Annotated in this window: 18 protein-coding genes; 5 read left to right on the top strand and 13 right to left on the bottom strand. The window is 56.3% G+C overall.

The window, feature by feature from the left end; all coding sequences use genetic code 11:
* Window positions 1-4 precede the first annotated feature (4 nt).
* The 4 genes from EN845_RS06530 to EN845_RS06510 all read left to right on the top strand — a co-directional run bounded on the left by EN845_RS06530 (window position 5) and on the right by EN845_RS06510 (window position 4736).
* Window positions 5-1045 carry a DUF3445 domain-containing protein gene (locus EN845_RS06530; protein WP_135906884.1) on the top strand — a complete coding sequence of 347 codons (1041 nt, stop codon included), beginning with the start codon at window positions 5-7 and terminating at the stop codon, window positions 1043-1045.
* Window positions 1046-2289: 1244 nt separating this feature from the next.
* Window positions 2290-2862 carry a UbiX family flavin prenyltransferase gene (locus EN845_RS06520; protein ID WP_135880828.1) on the top strand — a complete coding sequence of 191 codons (573 nt, stop codon included), beginning with the start codon at window positions 2290-2292 and terminating at the stop codon, window positions 2860-2862.
* 110 nt (window positions 2863-2972) lie between these two features.
* Entirely contained in the window at window positions 2973-3545 is a 573-nt protein-coding gene (locus EN845_RS06515) for a TIGR02444 family protein (RefSeq protein ID WP_135906882.1), read from the top strand.
* A 633-nt stretch (window positions 3546-4178) separates the two neighbouring features.
* Window positions 4179-4736, top strand: a complete 558-nt coding sequence (locus tag EN845_RS06510) for a TetR/AcrR family transcriptional regulator (RefSeq protein WP_245511647.1) — start codon at window positions 4179-4181, stop codon at window positions 4734-4736.
* A gap of 286 nt (window positions 4737-5022) precedes the next feature.
* Here the strand turns inward: EN845_RS06510 and EN845_RS06505 are convergent, their stop codons facing one another.
* The gene (locus EN845_RS06505) at window positions 5023-5646 is read right to left on the bottom strand and encodes a MarR family winged helix-turn-helix transcriptional regulator (protein WP_135906880.1); all 624 of its coding nucleotides are present in this window, start codon (window positions 5644-5646) and stop codon (window positions 5023-5025) included.
* Between the two features lie 239 nt (window positions 5647-5885).
* On the opposite strand from EN845_RS06505, the gene EN845_RS06500 reads away from it, so the two are divergent.
* A complete protein-coding gene (locus EN845_RS06500; RefSeq protein ID WP_135880833.1) occupies window positions 5886-7346 on the top strand; it encodes an aldehyde dehydrogenase family protein in 1461 nt (486 codons plus the stop codon).
* A gap of 625 nt (window positions 7347-7971) precedes the next feature.
* Here EN845_RS06500 and EN845_RS06495 read toward each other — a convergent pair.
* From EN845_RS06495 to EN845_RS06440, 12 genes are all read right to left on the bottom strand, one after another.
* A complete protein-coding gene (locus EN845_RS06495; RefSeq protein WP_135906879.1) occupies window positions 7972-9396 on the bottom strand; it encodes a UbiD family decarboxylase in 1425 nt (474 codons plus the stop codon).
* Between the two features lie 184 nt (window positions 9397-9580).
* Window positions 9581-10180 (bottom strand): flavin reductase family protein, encoded by a 600-nt coding sequence (locus EN845_RS06490; protein WP_272483028.1) that lies wholly within the window; start codon window positions 10178-10180, stop codon window positions 9581-9583.
* Window positions 10167-11663, bottom strand: coding sequence for a 4-hydroxyphenylacetate 3-hydroxylase N-terminal domain-containing protein (locus EN845_RS06485; protein ID WP_135906878.1), 1497 nt, complete (start codon window positions 11661-11663; stop codon window positions 10167-10169). The genes EN845_RS06490 and EN845_RS06485 overlap by 14 nt, the downstream gene beginning before the upstream one ends.
* Window positions 11664-11798: 135 nt before the next feature.
* The gene (locus EN845_RS06480) at window positions 11799-13595 is read right to left on the bottom strand and encodes a thiamine pyrophosphate-binding protein (protein ID WP_135906877.1); all 1797 of its coding nucleotides are present in this window, start codon (window positions 13593-13595) and stop codon (window positions 11799-11801) included.
* A 49-nt stretch (window positions 13596-13644) separates the two neighbouring features.
* Window positions 13645-15201: an ABC transporter substrate-binding protein gene (locus EN845_RS06475; RefSeq protein ID WP_135906876.1), complete on the bottom strand. Its 1557-nt coding sequence runs from the start codon at window positions 15199-15201 to the stop codon at window positions 13645-13647.
* A gap of 141 nt (window positions 15202-15342) precedes the next feature.
* Entirely contained in the window at window positions 15343-17007 is a 1665-nt protein-coding gene (locus EN845_RS06470; protein WP_281041055.1) for a thiamine pyrophosphate-binding protein, read from the bottom strand.
* A gap of 32 nt (window positions 17008-17039) precedes the next feature.
* Window positions 17040-18878 (bottom strand): ABC transporter ATP-binding protein, encoded by a 1839-nt coding sequence (locus EN845_RS06465; RefSeq protein ID WP_167531266.1) that lies wholly within the window; start codon window positions 18876-18878, stop codon window positions 17040-17042.
* Window positions 18875-19777, bottom strand: coding sequence for an ABC transporter permease (locus EN845_RS06460; RefSeq protein ID WP_135880840.1), 903 nt, complete (start codon window positions 19775-19777; stop codon window positions 18875-18877). The genes EN845_RS06465 and EN845_RS06460 overlap by 4 nt, the downstream gene beginning before the upstream one ends.
* On the bottom strand, window positions 19774-20745 hold the full coding sequence (locus EN845_RS06455; protein ID WP_135906873.1) for an ABC transporter permease: 972 nt from the start codon (window positions 20743-20745) through the stop codon (window positions 19774-19776). The genes EN845_RS06460 and EN845_RS06455 overlap by 4 nt, the downstream gene beginning before the upstream one ends.
* A gap of 37 nt (window positions 20746-20782) precedes the next feature.
* The gene (locus tag EN845_RS06450) at window positions 20783-22222 is read right to left on the bottom strand and encodes an FAD-dependent oxidoreductase (RefSeq protein ID WP_135880842.1); all 1440 of its coding nucleotides are present in this window, start codon (window positions 22220-22222) and stop codon (window positions 20783-20785) included.
* Between the two features lie 311 nt (window positions 22223-22533).
* A complete protein-coding gene (locus EN845_RS06445) occupies window positions 22534-22959 on the bottom strand; it encodes a RidA family protein (RefSeq protein WP_135880843.1) in 426 nt (141 codons plus the stop codon).
* A gap of 3 nt (window positions 22960-22962) precedes the next feature.
* The gene (locus tag EN845_RS06440) at window positions 22963-24474 is read right to left on the bottom strand and encodes an aldehyde dehydrogenase family protein (protein WP_210234936.1); all 1512 of its coding nucleotides are present in this window, start codon (window positions 24472-24474) and stop codon (window positions 22963-22965) included.
* Window positions 24475-24683 lie beyond the last annotated feature (209 nt).

The raw sequence follows: 24683 nt of genomic DNA, 5'->3' as shown, positions 1-24683 counted from the left end.
TGTTATGGGAATTGACTTTAGAAAAGAGACGTTCCGGGGCGACTTTACCTTCAGGAACAGCCCGGAGCAGATCAAGCGCTTCCCGTTTCCGTTCCACGAAGACAGCTACATGTATGCGGTCAATATCGAGCCGCATGTTGTTGGTCCCAAGGGCAGCGTGTTGGAAAACCTGATCGACGTCGACGAGCACTATGTCGCCGAGATGCAGGACCGCGCTTTGGTGCTGGCCGAGGACCCGCTGCGCTGCCAGTCGCTGCCGCACATGACGCTGGCCGGCTGGGACCTGCTTGAGCTTCTGATGGAACAGCAGGCGCTGGGTTACCCCGAGCATTTCACCCTGGAGCGAAACGGCGATCGCTGGCGCTGGATCAACCGGCCGCTCGGCATCGATGACACCTTCACCTTCGGCGACACCTCGACGCTGCCTTACGGGCCGATGGAATACATCACCCGCCAGAGCCAGGGCGATTTCTGCATCCTCGACCAGCGCGACGGCAATCTGTGGATGGATGCCGGCATGGTCACCACCCAGGCCGACTGGTCGCTCGATTTCGACATCGGCATGAACTTCTTCGAGTGGCACGCGCCAGTGCCGCTGGCGCACGAGAAGGGGATTTTCGTCAGGGCGCTGAAATTCCTCACCAATATCCAGCAGGGCAAACCGGCCAGGCGACTGAACTGGACGATGACCGTCAATCCGCGCCTCGATACCAGCCCCGAAAACTACCACAAATGGGGCCCGGACCGGGCAACGGTGACGCCCGAGAACGTCGGCGACAAGGTGCATCTGCGGGTCGAATTGCAGAGCTTCTGGCGGCTGCCGCGCTCCAACGGCATCGTCTTCCCGATCCGCTGCTACCTGATCAAGATGGACGAACTGGTGACGCAGCCGAAATGGGCGCGGCGCCTGCACCGCGTCATCCGCGACCTGCCCGAAGAACTTGCAACCTACAAGGGCCTTACACGCTACCGCCCGGCCCTGATCGATTGGCTGTCTAAACTCGACGACGGGAGCCCGACTTCGCCCGGGTTTGGGCCGAACTGACCCTACCGACGCAGTCGCAGCAAGACATCAGCCGGAAAGGTATCGAACTCTTGTCGATGCACTGGGTCGTGTCGGAACTTGCTTTGGAATAACGCCAAACGGACGGTTTTGATCATCTGATTTGTCTCCCCAGCTGGGGCCGCTCCAACAAAGAGTGGCCCATTTTTTACGGATTCGATCTTGCCACGATCTGACCTAGACCATTTTGTGAACACAAACACGGGCCGCAGCGGGATGATTGGCCAGAGCTAAGGTGGGATCGCAAAGCGTCATGCCAGCCCGGATGGGCGCTAACTAGGTCTTCGTCGAGGAGGTGACGGCGGCATCGGTCATCCGCTGTTTAGCGCGCCCTGTTTCTTGTTAGTCTCGAAAACCTCGGTCCCGATTGCCGGGCGCGAGATATTCTCTCACCATCAGCTCATTTGGCACAAAGCGCACTCGCATAGCGGCACGCAAGTCGAGTGGCATCTTCGCCCGCCACGCCCGGAGCCGCCGCGCATGCTCGAATTCGACACCTCCGACGCACTCGCCGCCAGAGTGGCGACCGGCGTCTGTGTCGCCATTACGCCCCCTCTCTGCCTGCACCAGGGCGCTGCCCGTATCGAGAGCGTCGAGTTGATGCCGCTGGTGGGACCCGGGTTCTCGCGCGAGCTGACCTTTCACCCGCCGCGAGAGCGGGTTACCACGGCTTCTGAAGCTTGCTGCCTAGCTCGAGCACAAGGTGGAATGCATAATGTTGAACCCTGTAGGCGAAGGTTGATTCGAAACATCGCCCGAGGCAGTGCTCCAGTTTATGAACAAGACCTCCGCCCTATTCACGAGTTGCCGGCATGGCTCCTGCCTTTAAGGCGATGGCGAAGCTCCGCATTCAAGCCATTCAAGCCAACCGCCACGTGCAGCGCGAGACGTCCCTGGGAGATAGCTCGTTGTGCGCGCAGGGAAGCCGTTACCTACAACGATGTTCTATCATGAAATGTTATTCGCTCACATGTCTTGACTTCTGCGGTCTGGATGTTAGCGTGACGGTGGACAGCGAGGAGCATATACCGCCCCGCCATTGGATTGGCTGCATTTAACGGTCGTCTAAGCGTCGTCCCCAATCTTCGTTGAGCGATCTCCTGAAGCAACCGCGGTTCAAGCAACGTTTAAGATGGACGGCGACTTTGCACCTGCTCAGGCGATGCACCCCTTGATATGTTTTGCAGTTCGTCGAGGATAGGTTGGTTGATTTTTGGAGGTAGCATTTGACCGGATCGTCGAAACGCCTGATTGTGGGAATTAGCGGAGCTTCGGGCATTATCTACGGGATACGGGCGCTTGAGATCGCACGCCGTCTGAATCTTGAAACTCACCTTGTTATGAGTAAATCAGCGAAGCTGACGGCCACGCATGAGGTCTCACTCAAGATCAAAGAGATTGAGGAACTGGCTAGCGTTGTTCATCGCAACGAAAATGTTGCCGCTTCGATTTCAAGTGGCTCATTCGAAACAATTGGCATGATTGTGGCGCCCTGCTCCATCAGGAGCCTCTCGGAGATAGCGCATGGCACTACTTCGAGCTTATTGACGCGCGCGGCAGACGTCGTCCTGAAGGAACGGCGACGGCTGGTCCTGTTGGTGAGAGAGACCCCGCTTCATCTTGGGCATCTTAAAAGCATGGTGCAGGTGACTGAAGCTGGTGCTATCGTTATGCCACCGGTTCCCGCATTCTATATTCGCCCTCAGACGATTGATGACATTGTTGATCATACCGTGGGCAGGGCGCTCGATCTCTTTGGAATGAGGCCTCCGGATCTCGTCAGGTGGTCCGGAGCATAGGTTCCAGCACTATACGCACCCCTCGCGCACAAATGACAGCGTGAACAGTCCTGCTCGCGGCTTGCCCACTGCTGGTTTAACTCGCACCCGATCGAACTTGGGAGGACGGAATGCCTCACGTCGCAGAGAAGGACTTGTGGAGTTTTTCTCTAGAACTCTACGCCCGCCCAGGAGTGAAGGAGCGTTGTATCAATCTGCAGGATGCGCTTGGGCTTGATGTAAATATCGCATTTTTCTGCCTCTGGTGGTCCGATCCTTCAGCAACCTACCTCGACCAAAATGCGTTCGACGCAATAATTGCTCCGGCTGTGCGGTGGCACCGCACGGTGGTTCTCCCAACGCGCGCGGCCCGCAAGGCGTCAAAAGGCGGCATGGCAAACCTGCCGGCTGGACAAACAGGCGACCTCTACCGTGCACTTCTGAAGGTCGAGATTGACACCGAGCATGCCGAGCAAACGATTCTAGTTGGAGGTGCCGTCGAACATACTGGCACCCTACCGTCTGGGCTCCGGGTTTCCGCGTCAAGGGCTGCCTTGAACATCGCGCTCTACAGCTCGCATCTTGGGCGCAAGATGGATGTTCAGGACTTTGACGACATGGCCGCAATTATCGCCCTCTGTTGCGGCGTGCCGCCACAGACCGCTCTTTCACACTTGTCCGCTTCGGTATCCTCGATCGGATGATTTTATGCCTCATCGGCCCCTACAACGATGGCTTACCGATAGCACTGGCCGCTGTGAGGCTCCAATGGGCGACCCAAGCGCGTTAACGCCAAAGCTCTAGGTTCGGGCGGAATACCATCTAGAACGCCTCGATCGCGATGACATAGTGCGAACGAGCTGCTTCAACAAATTCGCGATTCCACGCACCGATCGGCACTGCAAATTCTTTGCCCAGCCCTGGTACTGTGCTGTGATGCCGAATCTCGCGATCGAAAAATTAATTGCACGTCGAGGCCGATCTGGAACTAGCGATTTATCGCTTTTACAGCTCCTGCCAAAATCTGGTTTTGACCGATGAGCAACAAAAGTTTGACCGTCGATGGCCAGGATGAAGTAGTCGCATCCCGTCGAGTCGTCGTGCACCTGGATGAGACCTTTGCCAAACATCTAATAGGCACCGCTAGTTATACAACCACAGACCTTTCGATAAATGTATATGATGTAGCTATCTAGCGCAAGATCGAAGTGCGGGAAGGGTGCCGTAGCCCGCTGTGCAAGGCACCTGTCATTTCGTTGAGCGGCTTCGGTTTCGACGGAAAGGTGTGGATGGCAATGAGCAGGCATTCAGTTGGACCGAGGAGAAGCGACGAGACAATGAACGCTATTTTAAAGGCGGCTGAAAGCCTGGTGTTGGAGGCTGGTCACGCAGGCTTTTCCTTTGAGGCGGTGGCACGACGAGCACATGCGGGCAAGCCAACGATCTATCGATGGTGGCCAAACAAGTTTGCTTTGCTAAAAGATATCTACGAGAGGAGAAATCATGGCGCCGCCCCAATTTTTAAAGATTCCTTTGAAGAGGACATAGCCGCCTGCCTGACGCAGGTATTTAACAGCTGGTCTCGTGGATCAGGCCAGATATTGCAGTGTATGTTCGCAGAGGCTGTGTCAGCCCCTTTAGTGAAATCGTCGCTTCGACAGGTGGTCTTTCAAACTTTTCGCCAAATGGAGACTGCCTTCACAGCAGCGATTTCCCGAGGTGAGGTGCACAGCGCTACCGATGTGCAGCATGCTATCGAAATAATAGCATCCTATTCAGTAGCGCATCTGCTCGTAGCCGATGCGGTCAGGCCAAATCTCAATCAGGTCGCATCATGGTTCGCCCACGGCATGACCGCTGGCGGCGTCGACTTGATTCAAAAACAGGTTCGCTAGCTCCTTCAGACATGTCGGGATATCGCGGGCGCGGGAAGCGGTTCTTACGCGCCAGGCCACGGCGTTCGGGTTGCCCTCATGGCTGGCATCGACAGGTGCCTTCAAGCGCATCGTTCGATCGCGGTAAATGGTGGTGCTGGACGTCAGCGTCACCAACAACAAGAGGTGAACGCAAATTCGGCTAGATGCGGCAATGTCGAATGCTGGAATTATCAGGTCGACTTGTTGGGAATTTTGAAACGCTTGCAGGCTCAAATGTGCTGGGCGCACGGGCGCTGTATCCCCCTTACCGGCCCATGCCCCACCTACTATCACTTTCAGCGCTCTCACGCTCGGCCACTCTAAGCTCGGCTATGGCGAACTCGCTGTTGCGCGACAGACGGTTGAAAACGCCCTCCGCGCGCTCCAGATCCTCTGCGGACACACCTTCAAACAAGACGTCGTTTACGCGGCGGACGAAGTGGTTGACAGTTGCGACCGTCTCCTCGCCAACCGCAGTCAAACTGACAAGCACACTTCTGCGGTCATCGTCAGCAGCGAATTTTTGCAGGAGGCCCATACGGATAAGCCGGCCGACCTCCGTCGTTACGTGCGTCGGCGCGAGATGAATGTATTGAGCTAAACGCTTTATCGTGACGCCCTGCTCACCTTGCCGGTATGCAACGCCGGCGAGGACGGCGAACTGCGAACCGGTCAGACCGATCGAGCGACCAAACGCATCTCGGCAGACCGAAAAGCGTCCCAGCACCTCAACGAAAAGGTAAATCACCTGTCGAAAGCGGTCGTCGCTACCTTTGTACAAGAGCTCGCGGTGTGAAACGGTTAACGGGGGAGAAAAGGGCGCTGGCTGCGACTTGCGTTTTCGTACTCCCCCTTGAGCGAGTTCCTTGGTCGTTGTCACTTTCGCCATCCATATACCTCTATCTGCGCAGCCGTAGGGGATAAGCCTACAATCCCAAGGAGCACTAGTTACATCACAAAGCTAACTCAATCAAAGAGGGGATTGGGGATTTCCGCAGGACACTCATATCCGCGACATTTGTGTTCCCCCTTGCGATCCTTCCGTTCTCGTTCCAAAAAAAGCTTGATAAGAAACGTACATTTTGTAGTTATAACTTCTAGATTGAACGCTCGTCACGAGGACCCTTCATGCAATCCAAGATCCAGGCTGCCCTCCCCTCGCACCGCAAGCTTTATTATGGTGGCGGATGGCACGAGTCTCTGACGGGTTTGAGCGAAGAGGTTTTCGATCCTGCTACCGGAGCAAGTCTCGGCATCACCGCGATTGCAGGTAAGGCGGATGTTGACGCCGCTGTAGACGCCGCACAGGCAGGCTTCCGAGAGTGGCGACAAACAAAGTTGCAAGATCGGGTCGCACTGTTGCGCAAGGCGGCAGCAATCATCAGAGCCAATGCCGAGCGGATAACTCTGACAGATTCTGTCGATTCTGGTGGCCCATACAAGCGGATGATTAAGGACGCCGAATCCGGAGCCGCCACCTTCGAGTTCTTCGCAGGACTTGCTACGGAAGCAAAGGGAACCACGATCCCCTTCACTGCAGATTCAATCAACTACACGGTGAGGGAGCCCCTCGGCGTGGTTGTGCGTATCAATGCGTATAACCATCCATTTCTGTTTGCCGCCCAACGTGCAGCCGCCCCGCTCGTTTCGGGTAACGTAATCGTTATGAAACCGCCCGCCCAGGCGCCGCTGTCTACGCTGCTGTTTGCAGAACTGGTCGGCGACCTGTTTCCACCCGGCGTATTCACTGTTTTGCCGGGAGGACTCGAATGCGGCCAAGCGCTTGTCGAGCACCCGAAAGTCGCCATGGTTGGCTTGATCGGGTCAGTCGCCACAGGAAAGGCCATCGCTCGCTCCGCGGCCGGGACGTTAAAGAAACTCAGTCTCGAACTAGGGGGCAAAAATGCTTTGATAGCCTTTCCCGATGCAGACCCCGCGAAGGTCGCAGCTGGCGCGGTCCAGGGCATGAATTTTACATGGTGTGGCCAGTCCTGCGGATCGACATCTCGTGTTTTCCTGCATGAGAGTATTTACGACGAGGTCATTGGGCACATCGTGGCATCCGTGTCGAAACTCACGGCCGGCATTCCATCCGACCCGGACACGGACATGGGATGCCTCGTCAGTGCAGAGCAATTGGCAAAGACAGAGCGTTACGTTGAGTACGGCAAGGAGGACGGAGCGACGCTGATCTTCGGTGGTAAGAGGCCAGAGGATCCCCGTCTTTCTGGAGGCTTCTTCTACCTTCCGACAATTTTCAAAGATGTCTCGCCGTCTATGCGAATTGCGCGCGAAGAGATTTTTGGTCCGGTAATGTCCATCATTCGCTGGTCTGACGAAGAGAGCCTGTTCCAGGCTGTAAACGAATCCGAGCTGGGGTTGACCGCCTCGATCTGGACCGAAAACCTGAGTACCGCCCACCGTGCGGCCGCAAGGGTCGAGGCTGGGTATATTTGGGTCAACGGCTCGAGCACGCATTTCCTTGGCGCGCCATTCGGTGGCTACAAGCAGTCGGGCCTCGGACGGGAGGAATCCATCGAGGAACTTCTTGCATGCACTCAGCTCAAGAATGTCAACATTGCTTTCTGATGGGTTCGGGGGCGGCCCGCAACGTAGATGCGGGTCTTCCTACGAACGCCGACAAATCAACGCACGTTCACTTCCACGGTGATTTGATGGTGCTCGACAATGGGTCCAAATCGCGACGACATGTCAGCGTCCTTGGTTGAATGTCCGTCGCCAATCGACCTGGATAAACTTCGGATACAAACTGACATTGTTGTCCGCAGCGCCTCGGCCCCATTTGCTCACTCGGTCTGGCAAGGGACGGCAGCACTGTTCAAGGCGACGCCGACCGGGATCCCGTGCCTCCGGTGAGAGCGAAGTCGCCAAGATGGATGCAGGCACCCTAACGGCAGTGCAAATCATCCGTGTTCAGAAGCTGGCGTACTGTGCAATTTGCCGATGCCACGGTCGACTGCTTTGCTGGTCAGCTGGAGCCGTGCAGGCGCGACCGAGGAAAATGACGAGGAATGTGAACAGTTCGCGAAGTTGGCAGTGAGCCTCCAACAGCGCCGATCACCAGCACGATGACTAATCGGCAACGACCGCTACGGAAAGGGCACGTCGGCTCAGGGTCTGTGCGAATAAATTATACCCAGACCTCACTCCGGTTATCGGCGCCGGCCTTCGCATGGGATTGGAGGCCGCCCTTCTACTTGAATACCTGCGGCCACTTCTGCCGGATTCCTTGGGCCTCTTGGATGCCAAGCGCTGTGGTGGGCGCGTAGGTGCCCAGCTGCTGAAACGGAATGCAGGCATCGATGATCATTTTCGAATGTGAGGTCAAACCAATATCCCGATGCGCTGGGGGGATGCGAGGATCGAGCGAAGAGCTCCAAGCGTTCCGGATAATGTCCACATCCTCAGACGGTTCGGCTCTCGTGGTTATGGCCCACATTACGTCATTGAGACTTGTGGGATCGATATCTTCATCGACCACGACCACTAGACGCCCCATATAGCTATGCGCGGCCGCAATGAGCGCTGCGCGCTTAGCATGACCGGCGTAGCGCTGCCGGATTGCGACGACTGTCATCAGTTGCGAAACGTGCTGCCAAGCTCCTACTACGTCGGTGACACCAGCTGCTTCCAGGTTGCTCCAGATGCTGGCAGCACGGAACGACAATCCGAAATGGAAGCGTGGTGGCTTCAAAGGCGGAGAGCCGAAAAGTATTGGATCGTTGCGAAAGTAAGTGGCGTCCACCTCCATCACCGGGCCTGGTCGAGAATCGGCCGCGTAGTAGCCGGTGAACTCCCCGAACGGCCCTTCTGGAAGGCTTTCAACAGCCATCGGCAGTAATCGCCCTTCAAGGACTATCTCCGCCCGCGCGGGGATCGGAAGGCCAGTAAGCGGCCCCTTGAACACCTCTACCGGCGCTCCGCGGATGGCGCCCGCAAAGTCAAGTTCTGATGCTCCCTCCGGGAGATACTCAAAGCCAGCGATAAACAGTGATGGGTCCTGGCCATTGACGACGGCCACGGGGCAGGCCTGGCCGCGATCCCAATATTTCTTCGAAATGATCGCACCATGACGTCCGTTGTGATCGAATTGAATAGTGACGCGATTTCGACTGTGGACTTGGACGCGGTAGATCGAGCAGTTGACCCAGCCAGTATCGGGGTCTTGCGTCAGGACGACGCTGCCAGACCCGATATAGGGGCCCCCGTCCAGCTTGTGCCAGACTGGGCTTGGGAAACGAGAGAGGTCAACATCCTGGCCACGCGCTTCGTTTTCCAGAACTGGGATGTCTTTAGTCTCTACAGGCGCGATCGGCTCCAAGCTCGTGCGTCGAGTTTTCCAAAGCTTCAGTGCTTCCAGTGCTGGCAGGTTGTAATCTATGCCAAGGGCCAGCGCTGCTCTCCGCGCACTGACCGTTGCGTTGGTGAAAACGCGGTTGCCAGTCGCCTGGCCGGGAATGTCGTTGAACAAAAGGGCTGGACAGCTTGCGTCGCCGGCAGCGACTTCGGTGATAGCGCCTATCTCATGCATAAGGGATGCGCCTGAAACGCGCCGGAGATCGCCTATGTCGTCCACCAACCCAATGAATTCGCGAAGATCTCGGTAGGCAACATTCATGGCGAGCCCCTATCAGACAAATGATGCATGTGCAGTGGTTCAGATGCCCTATTTGGCAGGGTCAACCTGCAACGGCGACGCGTCGACTCCCCAAGCCGCATTGAAAGACAATGATGTGGCAGTCCCGTTGGCGGGGCACAGCAGACACCGCGTTGGCGGCTATGGTGGGCAGCGTGTCGCGTACCTACCATCCGTGCGGCCACATCGCGTTGTCTGGAATTGTTTCCGAACCCACTGGGGGCGCGAGATGCCGATAAGTACCGCCGTGGAAAAGGAGGGGATCGGTCCCGGCTTCGGAGTTGCGAGTTGCGGCAAGAACACGCCCGAGAAGGATAATATGGTCCCCTCCATCGTAGCGCGCGTAGACTTCGCATTCAAACCACATCAGCGCTCCCCCGATCAGGGGAACGTTGATCACATTAGCCTCACGGATTTCGACTCCGCTCCATTTATCCGCCATGCTCCTGGCAAACCGGCTAGAAAGCTCGGACTGCGCCCGCGCCAAGATGCTTACGCCGAACCGGTCAGTCGCGTTCCAGGCTTCCAATGCCCGAGCCGTCCGCGCAATGCTGAACGACACAAGCGGAGGGACAAGCGAAACCGAGTTGAACGAACTAACAGTCGCACCGATCATCTCGTCGCCGACGCAGGTGGTAACGATCGCAACACCCGTCGCGAACGTCGCGAAAGCATTCCGAAGTTCCCGGCCGTCCTCTAACGTGACGGGCTGGCCGCTTCGTTTGTGCGAAGGCCCTGAGGCCTGGAGTGAACTAATCGAGGGCAAGGGCTTTGTCCACCAAGTTAGTTGCGCGGCGCATGTCGTAGCTTCGCAGCATATTCTGCTTAACAATGAACGACGCGCCGCCGTAGAACTTCTCGTACTGTTGATGCCGGTTACCAAACTCAGAGCCGACGAAGTCCCACGCCAGCCGCATTAGCCGAATGCGATCGCGAGCAGACGTTATTCCGGACGCCATGTAGCGCTCAATATCGGAGGCAGTCTCCGGGCTGTCGAGATCTTTCACCGAGGAAGGCATGGTGATCATCGCTGCACCGGTCAGCTCTTTCACCACCTCTATCATGCGGGGGTTGATCTCAGATTGAAGCGCCATCACTGAATAAAGCGCCGCTGGATCAGGCCACATGAAACCGCGCTCATCATAGGTCGCTGTGGTCTCCTGCGCTTCCAGCATCTTCTCCACGATCGACACCAGGGCTGTCAGTTCTCCCATCTGTACCATCACAGGCGGAAGCCCTGAGTTACCGGTAGTTTCGTTCATTCGCTGCAGCAAGCCGACCATAAAGCGGAGCTTGGTCGCGTAGCGAGCCTGCGCCTGAAGGTTGCCATAAAGATGCGAGGGTGTCTTCCACCACTGGTCGCGACACACCTCAATGTTGCGATAGATGAACACTTCTTCCCACGGCACGAACACGTTGTCCAACACCACAAAACAATCAGATTCATCGAACCGGCTCGTAAGCGGATAGTCGAAGGTATTGGTAGCTTGCAGAGCGAAGGGACGCCGAGGATAGAGCTTCAGACCTGGAGCGTTCATGGGTATGGCGACGCCAATGGCGTAGTTCTCGTCACCCGCCTGAAGTGGGTGAATGCAGCTTAGGTAAAGGTAGTCAGAATAAACCCCGGCAGTAGCCAATTGCTGGGCGCCGGAAATCACGATCCCGCCATCCTTCTCCTTCACGACACCTGCGTAGAGAGTGGGATCACTTTGTTTGTGCGCCGGCTTAGACCGGTCGATCTGCGGCGGCACAATGGCATAGGTCGCCCAAAGGTGATTTTCGCGCAGCTTTTCGTAGAAAGAAACCACGCGCTCGCCGTATTCCTTGCCGCCGGCTGCGAAAACTTCCGGAAGTGCCGCATAGCCGCAGAAGAAACCAGATACGTGGTCGGGTGACCTGCCGATCATCCCAAACGAGGCCTCAGACCACGTTTCAGACGCCAATCGCCGTGCCTTAAGATCCGCGTGGCTCTTAGGAATTTGATAAGCGCGCAACACGCGGTTGCCAGAGGTCGGCGACACGAAAGTCATCCGCTCCTCCATCGCAGGGTCAGAGGCGATGTCGAATAGCCGAGCAGCCGACCTTGCCCCTTCCGCGAAAGCAGGATGCGTCGTGACGTCACGAACACGTTCGCCATCAACGAAGACGGCGCGACCGTCCCGAAGCGAGTTTAGATACTCCTCACCCGTTCGCATGCTCCTTGAAGACTGAGCCTTTGCGGCGTCGATGGCATGGAGACCAGGATTCATCGAATGCACTCCTACTTGATTGATCTAATTAGATACATACATATTGTAGCTATTTTGGTCAAGCAGAATCTTTGGCGACCCGCTTTCCTATCTCTCGGTCTGCGGGGTGCCCTGATTGCAAATAGGACTCGCCTGTCAGGTTCGCCCGGAATCCCGCTCTTTGAAGACATTGAGCTTGCGATACTCAGTAAGGCACTCCACCACGACGCATTTACCATCGCGAACCATTGGGATCGCCTCACTCAGCGCTGCCAGATACTCGTCGTAGCTAGTAATGGGTCCAATACCTATTGCTCCGAAGCCTTTCGCAACAGAAACAATCTCGCACGACGGGTCCACCAGGCTCATTGCCACGCCGGCGTTCTCCGTGGGACGATTACGAAGTTCCGCCATTCGGACTTGATGATGCTCATCGCTGAGGAAACTTCTGTTGTTGTTGACCACAATCAGGCTTGGAATGCGGTATTTGGCGGCCGTCCAAATCGCCGAGGAGCCTGCAAGAAATTCTCCGTCACCTATGACTGCGACTGGGAGCTGGCCATTTTTGCTTACAACGATCGCACTACCGATCGCTACGGGAACCATCATGCCGACGGCGCCGCCAGCTTCTCCGGACAGGTCGAGGCTCAAACCCGTCCCGAGTTTCATCACACCAGGCGCTTGGCGACGCGAATTGCCGACAGTGATACAGTACGGTTCATTCGCCAGCTGTTCCGCCAAGCCCGTCCAAAGTGATGTCTCGGTCAGCCGTTGCCCTGCACGGTTCGAGGCTATTAGCGCCGCTTGTCGTGCAGATAGCTCGGCCTTGAACGCCCTTAGTTGAGTACGCCGGCCCTCTACCCGAGATCCCGACGACGTATCGGCTTCAATTTTGGCTTTACAGCATCGCAGGAGCTCTGGGAGGGCCGTTGCCGGAGAAGCGAGGATAGGTAGGTCTACAGCTGGCAGGGCTTGATATTCGGCGGTAAAGCCGCGATGTAGCAGCTCATCGCTCGAGATGTTGATGATCTTAACACCTGCGGGCAGGTCGGCCGTTTCGCCGGCCAAATCCGTACAATCGAGCGCAAGAACGACGTCCGCCTTCGACAAAATCGCCTTCTCGTCTCCGGTGAAATCAAGGTCGTGCGGACTAGGAAAGCTCCTCCATGCCCAGCCCTGGTCAAGGACAGGCATGGCGAGCATCTCCGCAAGATCCACCAACGCCTTGCTCGAAGTCTCGTCTCGTCCGGACCGGTCGGCAATAGCGACGGGAAATCGACTCTTGCAGAGCCAAGAGGCTGCTTGTTCAACCAGTTCAGGAGGTGGAAACGGCGATGCAGCGGGCGCGAAACGGGTCTGATCCGGCAGAACAAAATCACTTGGGACCGGTGCCTCCTGAATATCAGTGGAAACACAGACATAGACAGGGCCTGGCGGTTCCTGCCGCGCAATGCGATTTGCCCTGAGAAGAGCTTCTGTAAGAGCTGCGAACGAGGCGGGCTGATCATCCCATTTCGTGAAGTCGCGGACCAGATTGCCCTGAACGTTTGCCGTATGCATGCCGTCAATCAGCGGCCGTCGCTTCGCGGCGTCTACGGGTCCCGTGCTGCCGATGATGAGCATAGGGCTCCGGTCGATCCAACTGTCGAAAATTCCCATGGAGCCGGCCAAGAGACCGACGACATTATGCAAGATGACCCCCATGGGCTTGCCGGAGGCCCTGGCGTAACCGCGGGCGATGCCCACGGCGGAATTCTCATGAATGCACAGAAGAAGACCTGGATCCTTATTCCCTATGTGGTTGACGAACGAGTCTTGCATTCCCCGGAAGGATGCACCGGGCATTACAGCAACGTATTCGATGTCCATTCGGTGCAGCATTGCAGCGACGACATCCGACCCCCACTCCGGCCCGTCTTTCGACGGGCCGGACTTGATGACGGACTCAAGCATTATAGTTTTTTGCACGTTAAAACCTATCTACATACCTAAAAAGCAATGACTAACTAAAGCTCGAGTTTGCCAGATCAACCTGGGTTTCCAGCGACACACGAAGGTCGAATGCCGACTGAGCCACCCACAGCTTGTCGATAAAGAACGGCACGATCAGTCCGGATTCTTCGGCGACGAGGCGCAAAGCCTCCTGAAAAAGGCTTTTTTGCTTCGCTTCATCCAGCGTAGCCAGGGCCCCGGCAACCAGCTCATGCAACTTGGGGCTTTTGAACCGAGATTCGTTCACATGGGAGTCCTCGCCGTAGGTGATCGGAAGCCGGTCTGCTGCGTGGCGGGTTGTCCAGTAGGTCACATACATCGCCCCATGCAGCCAGACTTGATCCCAATAAGTCGAAGGCGGGTGCTGCTTGACGGTTACTCTAATTCCAGCCGGGGCAACGATGCCCGCAAAGGCAACGGCAAGATCAACCATTCCTCCGAACGATTCCGACGTTCCCAATTCGATATCGATACCGTTGGGATATCCGGCTTCCGCGAGCAGCTTTTTCGACAGTTCAATATCCTGCGAGTGATCTACGTCTGAAGGATATAAGGGATCCGTTGGAGGCACGGGAATGTCGTTGCTGACTTCGCCATAGCCTAGATAGGAAAGGTCTAGTAGCTTCTTGCGGTCTATAGCGCGCTTGATTGCCATTTGAACACGCGGATCATTGAACGGCTTCTGAGTCGAATCCATGGCAATGCACATCATTCGATCAGCGGTGAGCCGTGCCAGCTTTACCTTGCTGTTGCCCTCAATCGTCCGAGCGAGCGAAGGTTGTATCGCATCACACGCGTCGAAATCGCCGGCAACCACTGCCTGCAACTTAGTCGCCTGCTCCGGGATTACAGAAACGCGAATACGCTCAATCTTCGACGCTCCACCATAATACTCGTCATTCCTTACAGCTTCCCAGCCCTTGCCAGGCGAATAACTGACAAGCTTAAATGGACCGCATCCGATGGCTTTGCTCAGGTCCGTTGTCCGCGTTTCGAAGCCGGTCGGAACGATCGCTGACTGCCTCGTGCCGAAAGTAAGCGGAAGGAACGCGTCGGGTCGCAACAGGCCGATCGAGATCTCGTGATCGTTTTTCACCACGATACGCTTGGGATCAATCGAGGGCGCAAGCCGCGCAAAAAGATCTGAGCCGACATTTTTATCAATCAAGCGGCGGATCGTATACTCGACATCCGCAGCGGTGAACGGGCGGCCGTCATGCCACTTGACGTCCTTTCGAAGATAGAATGTCCATTCGGTCGCGTCGCTGTTGGGCTCCCAGCGCTCCGCAAGATGTGGCGTTAGCTTATATGTCGCATCATAACGAACCAGATGATCGTAAACCACGCCGACGACGACATGTGAATTGGTTATTTCAGACAGCGCTGGATCAAGCGTTTCTTTGACCTGGGCATCGCCAATGGCGAGTTTGATCTCTGTTTTGCCGGCAGCGTGCGCCTGAGAGATTAGTGAATCTACGATGCTCAAAGGCGCTAGAGCACCTAGCGCAAGCATCATAGCGTGGCGTCGACTGATGTTCCAGCCGACAGCTTCCTGCTGCTTCTTCATGACCAGTTCCCCTGTTTTAGGACGGCCGAAACGCCGCCAATATTAATCTACCAGATTAACATATCTCTGTCATCTAAAATAGCACCTAAAATCGTACATATTCTGTCGGGAAACGCGTTGGCCGCGCGGGGGCCACAAGCGTCAGATGACAAGCTCTGTCACAACATCGACAAGAGCGGGGCGTCCGCTACGAACGATATCCATTGCTTTTCTCAAAGTGCTCTCTAGATCCTCCAGCCGTTCTATCGGGCCGAACGCCTCCAACCCGTATGATCGCGCCATAGCAGCGAAATCGATTTTCGGATCGGTGAAAACATTGCCCAGCAACGCATTTGCTTCAGCGCGGCCTCGTCGGGTCGCAACGCGCTGTCCGTGGGCCAGCGTATTTTTGTAAGCTCGGTTGTTGTCCATGATAATCAGCATGGGAAGATTTTGATTTGCGATTGTCCATAAAGCCGACGGGCAGAAAAGAAGGTCACCGTCGGAGATAACTGCAACTGGGACACTGCCGTCGCTAAGTCCAATAGCGCCGCCTATCGCGGCTCCTGGCATATAGCCACAGCCCCCTCCGCCCTCGCCGCCCAGATGCGCGCGGTGCTTGGTCATGTCGATCAGCTTTTTGTCCCACCCGTACATTGACCCAGTAACCAGGGTCCAATCGAGTTCAGAGAGGACCGTTTTCATAGTTGCGGCCAGAGTCGCCAGTGAGATGCCCGTCTGTGTAGACACATCCTGGCGCCATTGCGCTCTCGCCTGATCGACTACGCCCTCGATCTGCGCGCGCCGGCGCCCGGATTGCTCGGCGACATCAGGAAAGTGAACGATCTCCTGGAGGATGGCCTTCAAGGCAGGCGCAGCCGCGGAGGTGATCTGCTCGCTGGCGCGCGGAAGCTTTAGGTAGTCCTGCGACCACGAACGGATGCGTAAGTGCGCCGGGCTTATCCAGATCACTTCCGTCTCGGGACGGATATGGGGTAGAACGCGGCCGTCGCGATCTTCGACGTCGATCGCCAAGATCAGATCAGCTTGCGGCACTACTTTTTCTTCCAGATAGCTGAAATTGAGCCGGTGATTGGTCGGGAAGTTGAACCTCGCTCCGCAATCGACTACCGGACACTCCAGTAACTCAGAAAGCTCACGAATCGAGTTGAAACCTTCAAGTGTCTCGCCAGCGAAATCGGTAACGATTACGGGTAGCGTAGCGCTTGCAAGACGGCTCGCAACAGATTGCGCATGCTCCCGACTGAGGGCCGGCGACGTCGGTGCGTTATTTAGCTTGCGCCAGTGGGTAGACGCCGAACTTCCGATTGGGGCGTCCTGCACGGAAGTGTCGAAGCACACGTAGACCGGACCTTGCGGGACGGCTACCGAGGTCTGCCACGCCCGCCAAAAGCTCTCCGGCACCGACTCAACGTCGAGCGGCTGATCATCCCATTTTGTGTATTCTCTGATTTGCGCACCCTGATCATGCGCTGAATGGATCCAGTCGATCCATGGTCTACGGTCCTCCTTCGAGAGCGGGCCGGTACCACCAAGCACGATCATCGGCACTCGGTCGCACCAGGCGTCGAAGATGGCCATGGTCCCGTTCTGTAGACCGACGATGTTATGCAGAATGACGGCCATCGGCTTGCCCGTCGCCTTCGCATAAGCGTGTGCGGCAGCAACCGCGACGCCCTCCTGGGGACACATGATTGCCCTGAATTCGGACCCGAAATGGGCGAGCGAGTCGGTGATCCCTTTTACACTGAACCCGGGATTGAAGGTAATTGTATCGATGCCCGCCTCAAGAAGAAGCGACATCACCAAATCCGACCCATATTCAACAGATGTTCCCGTCAATTTATTTCCCCTTTGACCGATACACGCATTGGCGAGAACGCATTCTCATTATCTCCACACTGCAGATCAGGAATAGCCCGCAATAGCTCTCGCGAGTATTCCTGCAATGGGGAATTGAACAGCTGTTCTGTCGGCTGCTGTTCAATATCTTTTCCCAAATGCATCACCATGCACTTGTCAGCGAGAGATCTGATAACAGCCAAGTTGTGACTGACAAAAACAATGGCGGTGCCGCTTTTGTCCGAGAGATCTCTCAGAAGCTGCAAGACGTGGGCCTGAACCGATACGTCCAGGGCAGACGTGATTTCATCGCACAAGACGACCTTGGGCTTCGGTGCGAAGGCTCTAGCAATTGCAACACGTTGCTTCTGCCCACCGGAAAGCTCCGAAGGGTATCGATCCAGGATGCTAGTTGGGAGGGAGACCGATCGCATTGTCTCCACCACGATGTCATGCTGGTCAGATCGGCTGATCTTGCCTTCTCGGGCGAGGACCAGCGGACGCCGGATCAAGTCAAAAATGGTGTGCCTTGGGTTCAACGAAGTATCAGGATTCTGAAAGATGACCTGAATGCCGAACTTGGCGATCTTCGAACGCTTGCGGGCGGAGGCCGCAAGGACCTCTCCATCAAACTCGATCGAGCCGGAAAAAGGTTGAAGACCTGCGATTGCCCGCAGCAGTGTGGATTTTCCGCTCCCGCTCTCTCCAACGATGCCAATGATTTCCTTTGGCCGTAGCGTAAGCGAGACGTTGTTTACTGCTGGTTCTTTTTTGAAGAGATAATGGCACGAAATGTTACTTACCTTCAGGACCGGTGCAGTTGAGCTCAGGCCTGTTGCGCGTCCAGTATCGATCCGCGCCCTAGCCTGCTGGCCTTTCAGCGGGAACAGGCATTTTACAACGCCGCCGTCATTGCGCAAAAGATCGGGAATGTCTGTCTGTTCGCAAGCCTCGCGTTTGTAGGCGCAGCGATCAGAGAATGAGCACCGACCCAGAACAACGCTGGGGGGTGTCTGACCTGAAATCCCTTCGATCTTTGCGGGTATGCGAACGCTTGGAACTGCTCGGATCAAAGCGCTGGTATACGGGTGTTGCGGACGGTCAACGATCGCTGCAGTCGGCCCGTATTCAACCACACGCCCGTTGTACATTACCGCCAACTCGTCAGAGCATTCGCGCAGCAAAGCTAAATCATGGCTGACGTAGAGAGTGGCGACGTTATTCTCCGAGACCAACTCTCGGATGAGCGCCGAAATCCGAGCCTGGGTCGTAACATCCAGACCCGACGTTGGCTCATCAAGGAGCAGCAGGCGGGGTTTGCAGGCCATGGCCATCGCAATGCAGATGCGCTGGAGTTGTCCGCCACTGAATTCATAAGAATAGCGACCAACAGCGCTCTCGGGATCTGGGATAGCAACAGATCTCAACAACTCAATGCATCGAGCGACAGCGTCGGCATGGGAGATCGCGAAGTGCCGCCGGATCGTTTGAATGAATTGGTGACCGATGGTTGTAGCCGGGCTGAGGGCGCCATATGAGTCTTGGGAGACGTAAGCGATCTCCTTGCCCCAGATAGCGCGCAGATCCTCTCGAGGCAGCACGAGAAGGTCGCGATCGCCCAGGAGTGCCTCTCCAGACGTGATTGCCACGTTGCTGCTTTTATAACCTATAGCAGCGAGTGCAGTGGTTGATTTGCCCGAACCTGATTCTCCAGCCAGACCAAGAACTTGACCCGCAAATAGCTTCAGGTCGACCTTCTCGACGACGTGGTTCAGTGTCCCCGATGATTGCCGGTAGGCAACAGACAAATTTCGGACGTCAAGGACCGCTGTCAAATCACTACTCTTCCGTTTTCGGAGGCTCCGACGACGCTCGCCAGTGCATCCGCGACAAGGTTGAACCCGACCGAGAGGATGGCGATAGCCAAACTGGGGGCCAGGGTTGCCCATGGATTGATGGAGATGAACCCTCTGGATTCGGCGACCATCAATCCCCAATCAGAGCTCGGCGGTTGAGCGCCGAGGCCCAGAAAACTCAGGGTAGCCACAAACAGAATTGAATAGGTAAGTCTGAGAGCATACTCTGCTGAGGCAAGACCCATAACATTTGGGAAGACCTCACGAAGTAGAATCGCGAGAGTAGATTCGCCGCGCGCCTCGGCCGCCGCAACGTAGTCGTTCGTAATGATGCCCTGTGTGGCTCCGCGTATCACTCGGCCAATGCGAGGGATATAAACAATCGTCACCACAGCCACGAGGACCATTGGCGAAGTTCCCAGGGCACTAATTATAACAAGTGCTAGCAGCAGGGGCGGAACAGCGAGAAACAGATCAAATGTGCGAGTTATGAGTAGATCTGTTTTGCCCCCTTTGTAGGCGCCGTAGGTGCCGACACCGCCTCCAATGCAAAACGCCAGGGTGACGGCAACCAAAGGCACGAGCACAACTGTCCCGCCGCCGAAGAGGAGCCGGCTCAGGATATCCCGACCTAACTGATCAGTCCCAAAGAGATGAGCCAACGACGCGCGCTCAAGCGGCGCACCGACGCCGAGTTCGCTGTACGAATAGGGAGCGAACAGCGGGCCAAGCAGAATAACCAGGAAGATCAATGTGAGCGATGCTATTCCAACACGCCCCTGCACCGTGTGGAGCAGCGCGTGTTTGAAAATGGAAGACGGCTTGGCTGGTGCGTCCAGGGAACCCGTGACAGCGCCGCCCACTATAATCGTGCTCATGCACTCCCTTTCCGCCTGCGCAGTTTCGGATTGAAATAGATCACCAGAAGATCGCAAACGAAGCTGATGGCGAGGAAAAGCGTGCCCATGACGACTGCTATCGCCTGCACCACGTTGGTGTCGCCGGAAGCCACAGCCTGGACGAGCAGCCGCCCAATGCCAGGAAATGCGAACACATTCTCGATGACGACTACCCCGCTAAGCAGATAGACGACATTGATGCCCACGGCGTTGACGAAGGGCACAGCCGCGCTGCGCATCGCATAGTCCCACAAGACAATGCTGCGACTCATGCCGCGCAGGATTGCGGCCTTGATAAAAGGCGCGCGTAGAGCTTCGGCAGCGGATGCGCGCGCGATACGACTCATATGCGGCACCATCACAACGACCAAGGTCAAAGTCGGCAAAACATAGGCTTGGATACGCTCCAGAACAGTCCCGTGGTCTGCGAGCGTGCTGTCGACCGGCACCAGGCCTAGGCACAGAGCAAATACGAACATCAATATAATGGCCACGACGAATTCTGGGATGCCGGCCAGGATCACTGTCAGGGAGAGAAGACCCACGTCCGTGGCAGTACCCCACTTCTTAGCCATCAAGAGCCCCAGCCAAACGGATATGGGCAGGGCGAGAGCGAGTGCGACAACTGAAAGCGCAAGGGTGTTGCTGATCCAAGGGATGACAACCTCGCTCACCGGCCGGTTGTTCACCGCGGACATTCCCCAGTCGAGGCGGACGAAGTGCCAGAGCCACGTCAGGAACCTGAATACCAATGGCTGGTCAAGCCCGTTCTGGATGATGAAATTGTTGATTGCGTCGGTGCTCGCTTCGCGGCCCAGCGCATTCATTGCCACTGCTTCAGGCGAACGAATACTGGTCGCGGCAAATGTCACGATACTGATTATAAGTAGCGCAAGCAAAGCCGAACCGACCTGCTTCAATGTTTCGCATAATGCTCGCATCTGCATCCTCTGTCCGGTAGTCCCGATTGCCCAGAGCGGAACGTCAATGCTTTGGCGCAAGACGACTCAGAAGAGACACAAACTTAGTGGGCTTCTTCTGTGAATCGTCCGATTTCTCTTTAGCCGTCACCGCCGCCTGTACGAGCTTGCCGCCGAGATAGCGGAAAGGTTCGGGTGGAAATTTCTCGGCCGGGCGGTCTACAAGGCCGCATTCCGACCACTCGTTCTTTAGCTCCAAGGCCATCGAAGACAGGATGCGTCCGCCAATATGGGACAATGCGACTCCATAGCCGCTCCAGCCAACGCCATAGGATACATTCTTGTACTTCCCAAAGCGGCCGAAGAAGGGAAGCCCCGTCGGCGTCATGTCTATCGGCGCGGTCCAATTGTGAGAGATCTTTACGTCAGCCAACATCGGGAATATTTTTTGGAAGGCTTCCGCGGTTTCACGAGAATGTTTTGGGGACGAGTCGTAGCGGTCGCCGAACCAACCTCCGAATGCAAGTCCTCCCCCACCGCGACCGAAGTAAATTCTGCCGTCCGGGGTGGTGCGATAAACCTGGATGCGCTGGCGCGCGTTAATAACGCCGGTGCCGTTAGTCCATCCCAACTGCGCCAACCTTTGCGGAATCGGGCTGGTAGCAAGCAGGTCAGCCGCAATAACTACGATTCTTCCCTTGACTGCGGGGTGGTTTGCTGACCAGGCATTGTTGGCCAACACAACCTGGGGTGCCGAGATCGTGCCGTTTTTCGTGACGACCACAGCCGGGTTAGCGTCTCTGATCTCGAGCATGGGCGAATTTTCATATACCCTCACTCCCAATTCGATTGCCCGTCTACGGAGTCCGCGAACCAGATAACCGGGGTGAAGAGTAGCTGCGTTCGGATCATAGACGCCAGAAAGGTGGGTATTGGTCCCGATCCGCTCCTGAATCTCTTTCGCGCCTAAGAGTGTAAACCTCTGCTTGCCGAGCTCTTCAAGCTTGCGGACCGTTGCCTCCCAACGTCCTACATGTGCTGGCGTGGACGCAGCCCACATCCAGCCATCTTTCCGCGGTTGTGCCTCCGGGCAATGCGTTTCACAGAAACTTATGACCTGCGCCACCGCATCTTCGCTCGCTATGCAAAGCTTTAACGCCTCCTCCCGACCAAGGACCTCTTCCAGCGTTAAGATCTTGAGCCACCACGGCATGGCAAACCCGGCATTGCGCCCCGAGGCGCCGGAGCCGCACGTCTTGCGCTCCACAAGCGCTACGTCGAGCGACGGTTGAAGCCGCTTCAGCTCTAGAGCCGTCCACAAGCCGACATAACCGCCGCCTACGATTACAACGTCGGCTTTATGATTGCCGCTAAGAGGGGCATTGCCAGGAAAATCGTCGCCAAAAGCTTGGTCAAGCCAAAGCGGGCGGCGCTTTCCCAGATCGATAACACTAGGGGCGCGCAGCGTCAAAGGTGTTACAGCTTGACCGTTTGGACTTGCCATTTGTACTAACTTTCCAATCTTATCGAACAGACGATCACAGTAGTAGTAACTGTCGGGCGCTATCTAACTCAACTTCATCTCTTGCCTGCAGAGGCGACATCTGGGCTCGCTCGATCCAGCCGGGAGAGGACTCAAGCGCCTCTTCAAACATCAAGCGAAGAAGCCTTCATGGTCTCAACCTCTCCGCTCGTCGTATGCCAAGGTGCAATATCTACCTACCGTCTCGCCGCATGCTCATCCCTTCCGACGAGATAATTAACATACAATATTAATATGAATTTCGTAGCTGTCAAGCATTTGGTCGCGTCAATTCACTTTGCCCCGACTGCCGCAGTCGCTTCCAATTCCAACCGGATAGCGGGGTCTGCAAGGGTGGTGATAAGGAGAGTTGACGCAAAAGCCCGACGTTCCGGGTACTTGTCTACTTTACTCCTGAGAAAGGCCTCCCGGCGGCCCACGTAAGGTTCTCGCTCAGAGGCGTTGGTGATATATTGGTTCAGCCGAACCAGATTATCGAACGAGCTTCCAGCCCTTTCGAGTTCCGAGATTAGACGGGCGAAGGCGAGTTCCGTCTGCTCTTCGAGTCCGGGAACTGGATTGCCATCGTCGTCGACGTGCCCGACGATGCCTGAGAGAAAAACGAAGCCGCCAGATACGCACCCGCTGCTCCAAGGCATCGTGTCGCGGCCTATGCGGAACGGTCCAAGCCCTTTGGGCAAAATGCCAACTTCAGTCACGATCTATCCTCCGATGCGAACGTTGAGCGCCTTGAGCTGCGCATAGCTAAACAGCTCCTCCAATCCATCCTCGTGTCCGATGCCGGAGTTTTTGTAGCCGCCGAACGGAACGCCTTCGAATTGCGAGGAGGAATCGTTGATCCACACGTAACCGGCCTGTAATGCGTGCGCGAGCCGATGAGCGGTCCCGATATCGCGACTCCAGACGGACCCAGTGAGCCCGAAGGTCACGGAGTTAGCGATCTGGACTGCCTCATCGAGGGTGTCGTAACCTATTATCGATAGAACTGGTCCAAAGACCTCTTCGCGGGCCAGGCGACTTTCGGGACGAACGTTGGTGAAAACGGTTGGCTTGTGATAGAGGCCAGGCCCGCAGCCCGTGTGAGGCTCACCACCGGTCACGAGTTCGGCGCCCTCGCTTTTGGCGATGTCCACGTACATCCGTGTCTTTTCGAACTGCGCCTGAGAGGCGAGCGTTCCCATCCTAGTGGTGGGCTCAAATGGATCCCCGATCACAATAGATTCAACCTCCGCCTTAACCAGAGAGGCGAACCGCTCCTGCTCGGAACGGGGCACGATTGCACGGGTCGTCGACATGCAGGACTGGCTCTGCCAGCCCACGAAATTCATTCCTTTTACGACGCCGACTGCAGCGGCTTCGAAGTCGGCGTCTGGAGCAACGATCAGTGCATTCTTGCCGCCAAGTTCCAACGTGATATTCTTTACTGCAACAGCGGCGGCGTCGCGCTGAATGGCCATCCCGACTTGTGAGCTGCCGATGAAGCCAATTCTCTTGACTGCCGGATGTCGGACAATCGCTTGCGGACACTCCGCCCCCTTCCCGACGATCACATTGAGCAATCCCGGCGGAAGATGTTCTGCAAACAATTCGCCCATACGCAAAGCCGAAAGAGCCGCGTTCTCTGAAGGCTTCATGATAAGGGCGTTGCCCGCGACCAGAGGCGCGCCGATCTTTTGACCCGCGAACAACACTGGATGGTTGAACGCGTTGATGCGTGCGACCACACCGTAGGGCTCATACCGGGAATAGCAAAGGTGCGTATCCGCGACCGGGTAAGTCCGTCCAGTCAGGCTCAGGCCGAAATTCGCCATCATCTCTAGCGTGTCGGCTGCGGCATCCACGTCCGCAAGCATAAAGGAATACACGTTTCCGACATCAATGGCGTCGAGCGCAGCGAGCTCCTTGCGGTGCTCGCGGAGTACCGTCGCAAGCTTCCTTACAATGGAAGAGCGCTCCTTGACGGGCATGCGGCCCCAATCAACCTGAGCTTTGGCCGCGCTCGCAACCGCAGCTTCGACATCGCGCTCACGCGCATCGGGCAGTTGGCATATCATGGCGCCGGTGACGGGACTGAAGTTCTCAAACTCCTGCCCTTCCAACGCGCCAGTGATCTTACCGTCTATCACCAACCCCCACTTTCGTGCACCGACCATCGATGCGGTTGACGACAGCGTTGGTTCTGACGCTTCAAAAACTGCGGAATCGCGAACCATCTGAATGAAATCTCCTCCAAAACACCAACTGTTATATCCATAACTAACATATCATTTTGATGTTTTGTCAACTAGCAATTTCCCTGGCTGATGCCGCTCGTTGAAACAGGTGAAGCGCTTAACCTCTGCGCCACGTCTGGCACCGCGTCATGACATTGCGACCGGCTTGCACACCACGTGACATGAGATGGCATCGAGCTTTGGAAGCG

The sequence above is a fragment of the Mesorhizobium sp. M8A.F.Ca.ET.202.01.1.1 genome (assembly GCF_004791595.1).
GTDB lineage: Bacteria > Pseudomonadota > Alphaproteobacteria > Rhizobiales > Rhizobiaceae > Mesorhizobium.
This window is presented reverse-complemented; position numbering and strand designations above follow the sequence as displayed.

Excerpts from the sequence above, each read along its gene's own strand:
- EN845_RS06485 (WP_135906878.1), bottom strand. The coding sequence starts at position 11,663 with ATGAATCCTGGTCTCCATGCCATCGACGCCGCAAAGGCTCAGTCTTCA.
- EN845_RS06510 (WP_245511647.1), top strand. The coding sequence starts at position 4,179 with ATGAACGCTATTTTAAAGGCGGCTGAAAGCCTGGTGTTGGAGGCTGGT.
- EN845_RS06480 (WP_135906877.1), bottom strand. The coding sequence starts at position 13,595 with ATGCTTGAGTCCGTCATCAAGTCCGGCCCGTCGAAAGACGGGCCGGAG.
- EN845_RS06495 (WP_135906879.1), bottom strand. The coding sequence starts at position 9,396 with ATGAATGTTGCCTACCGAGATCTTCGCGAATTCATTGGGTTGGTGGAC.
- EN845_RS06450 (WP_135880842.1), bottom strand. The coding sequence starts at position 22,222 with ATGGCAAGTCCAAACGGTCAAGCTGTAACACCTTTGACGCTGCGCGCC.
- EN845_RS06505 (WP_135906880.1), bottom strand. The coding sequence starts at position 5,646 with ATGGCGAAAGTGACAACGACCAAGGAACTCGCTCAAGGGGGAGTACGA.
- EN845_RS06455 (WP_135906873.1), bottom strand. The coding sequence starts at position 20,745 with ATGCAGATGCGAGCATTATGCGAAACATTGAAGCAGGTCGGTTCGGCT.
- EN845_RS06500 (WP_135880833.1), top strand. The coding sequence starts at position 5,886 with ATGCAATCCAAGATCCAGGCTGCCCTCCCCTCGCACCGCAAGCTTTAT.
- EN845_RS06440 (WP_210234936.1), bottom strand. The coding sequence starts at position 24,474 with ATGGTTCGCGATTCCGCAGTTTTTGAAGCGTCAGAACCAACGCTGTCG.
- EN845_RS06475 (WP_135906876.1), bottom strand. The coding sequence starts at position 15,201 with ATGAAGAAGCAGCAGGAAGCTGTCGGCTGGAACATCAGTCGACGCCAC.
- EN845_RS06515 (WP_135906882.1), top strand. The coding sequence starts at position 2,973 with ATGCCTCACGTCGCAGAGAAGGACTTGTGGAGTTTTTCTCTAGAACTC.
- EN845_RS06460 (WP_135880840.1), bottom strand. The coding sequence starts at position 19,777 with ATGAGCACGATTATAGTGGGCGGCGCTGTCACGGGTTCCCTGGACGCA.
- EN845_RS06530 (WP_135906884.1), top strand. The coding sequence starts at position 5 with ATGGGAATTGACTTTAGAAAAGAGACGTTCCGGGGCGACTTTACCTTC.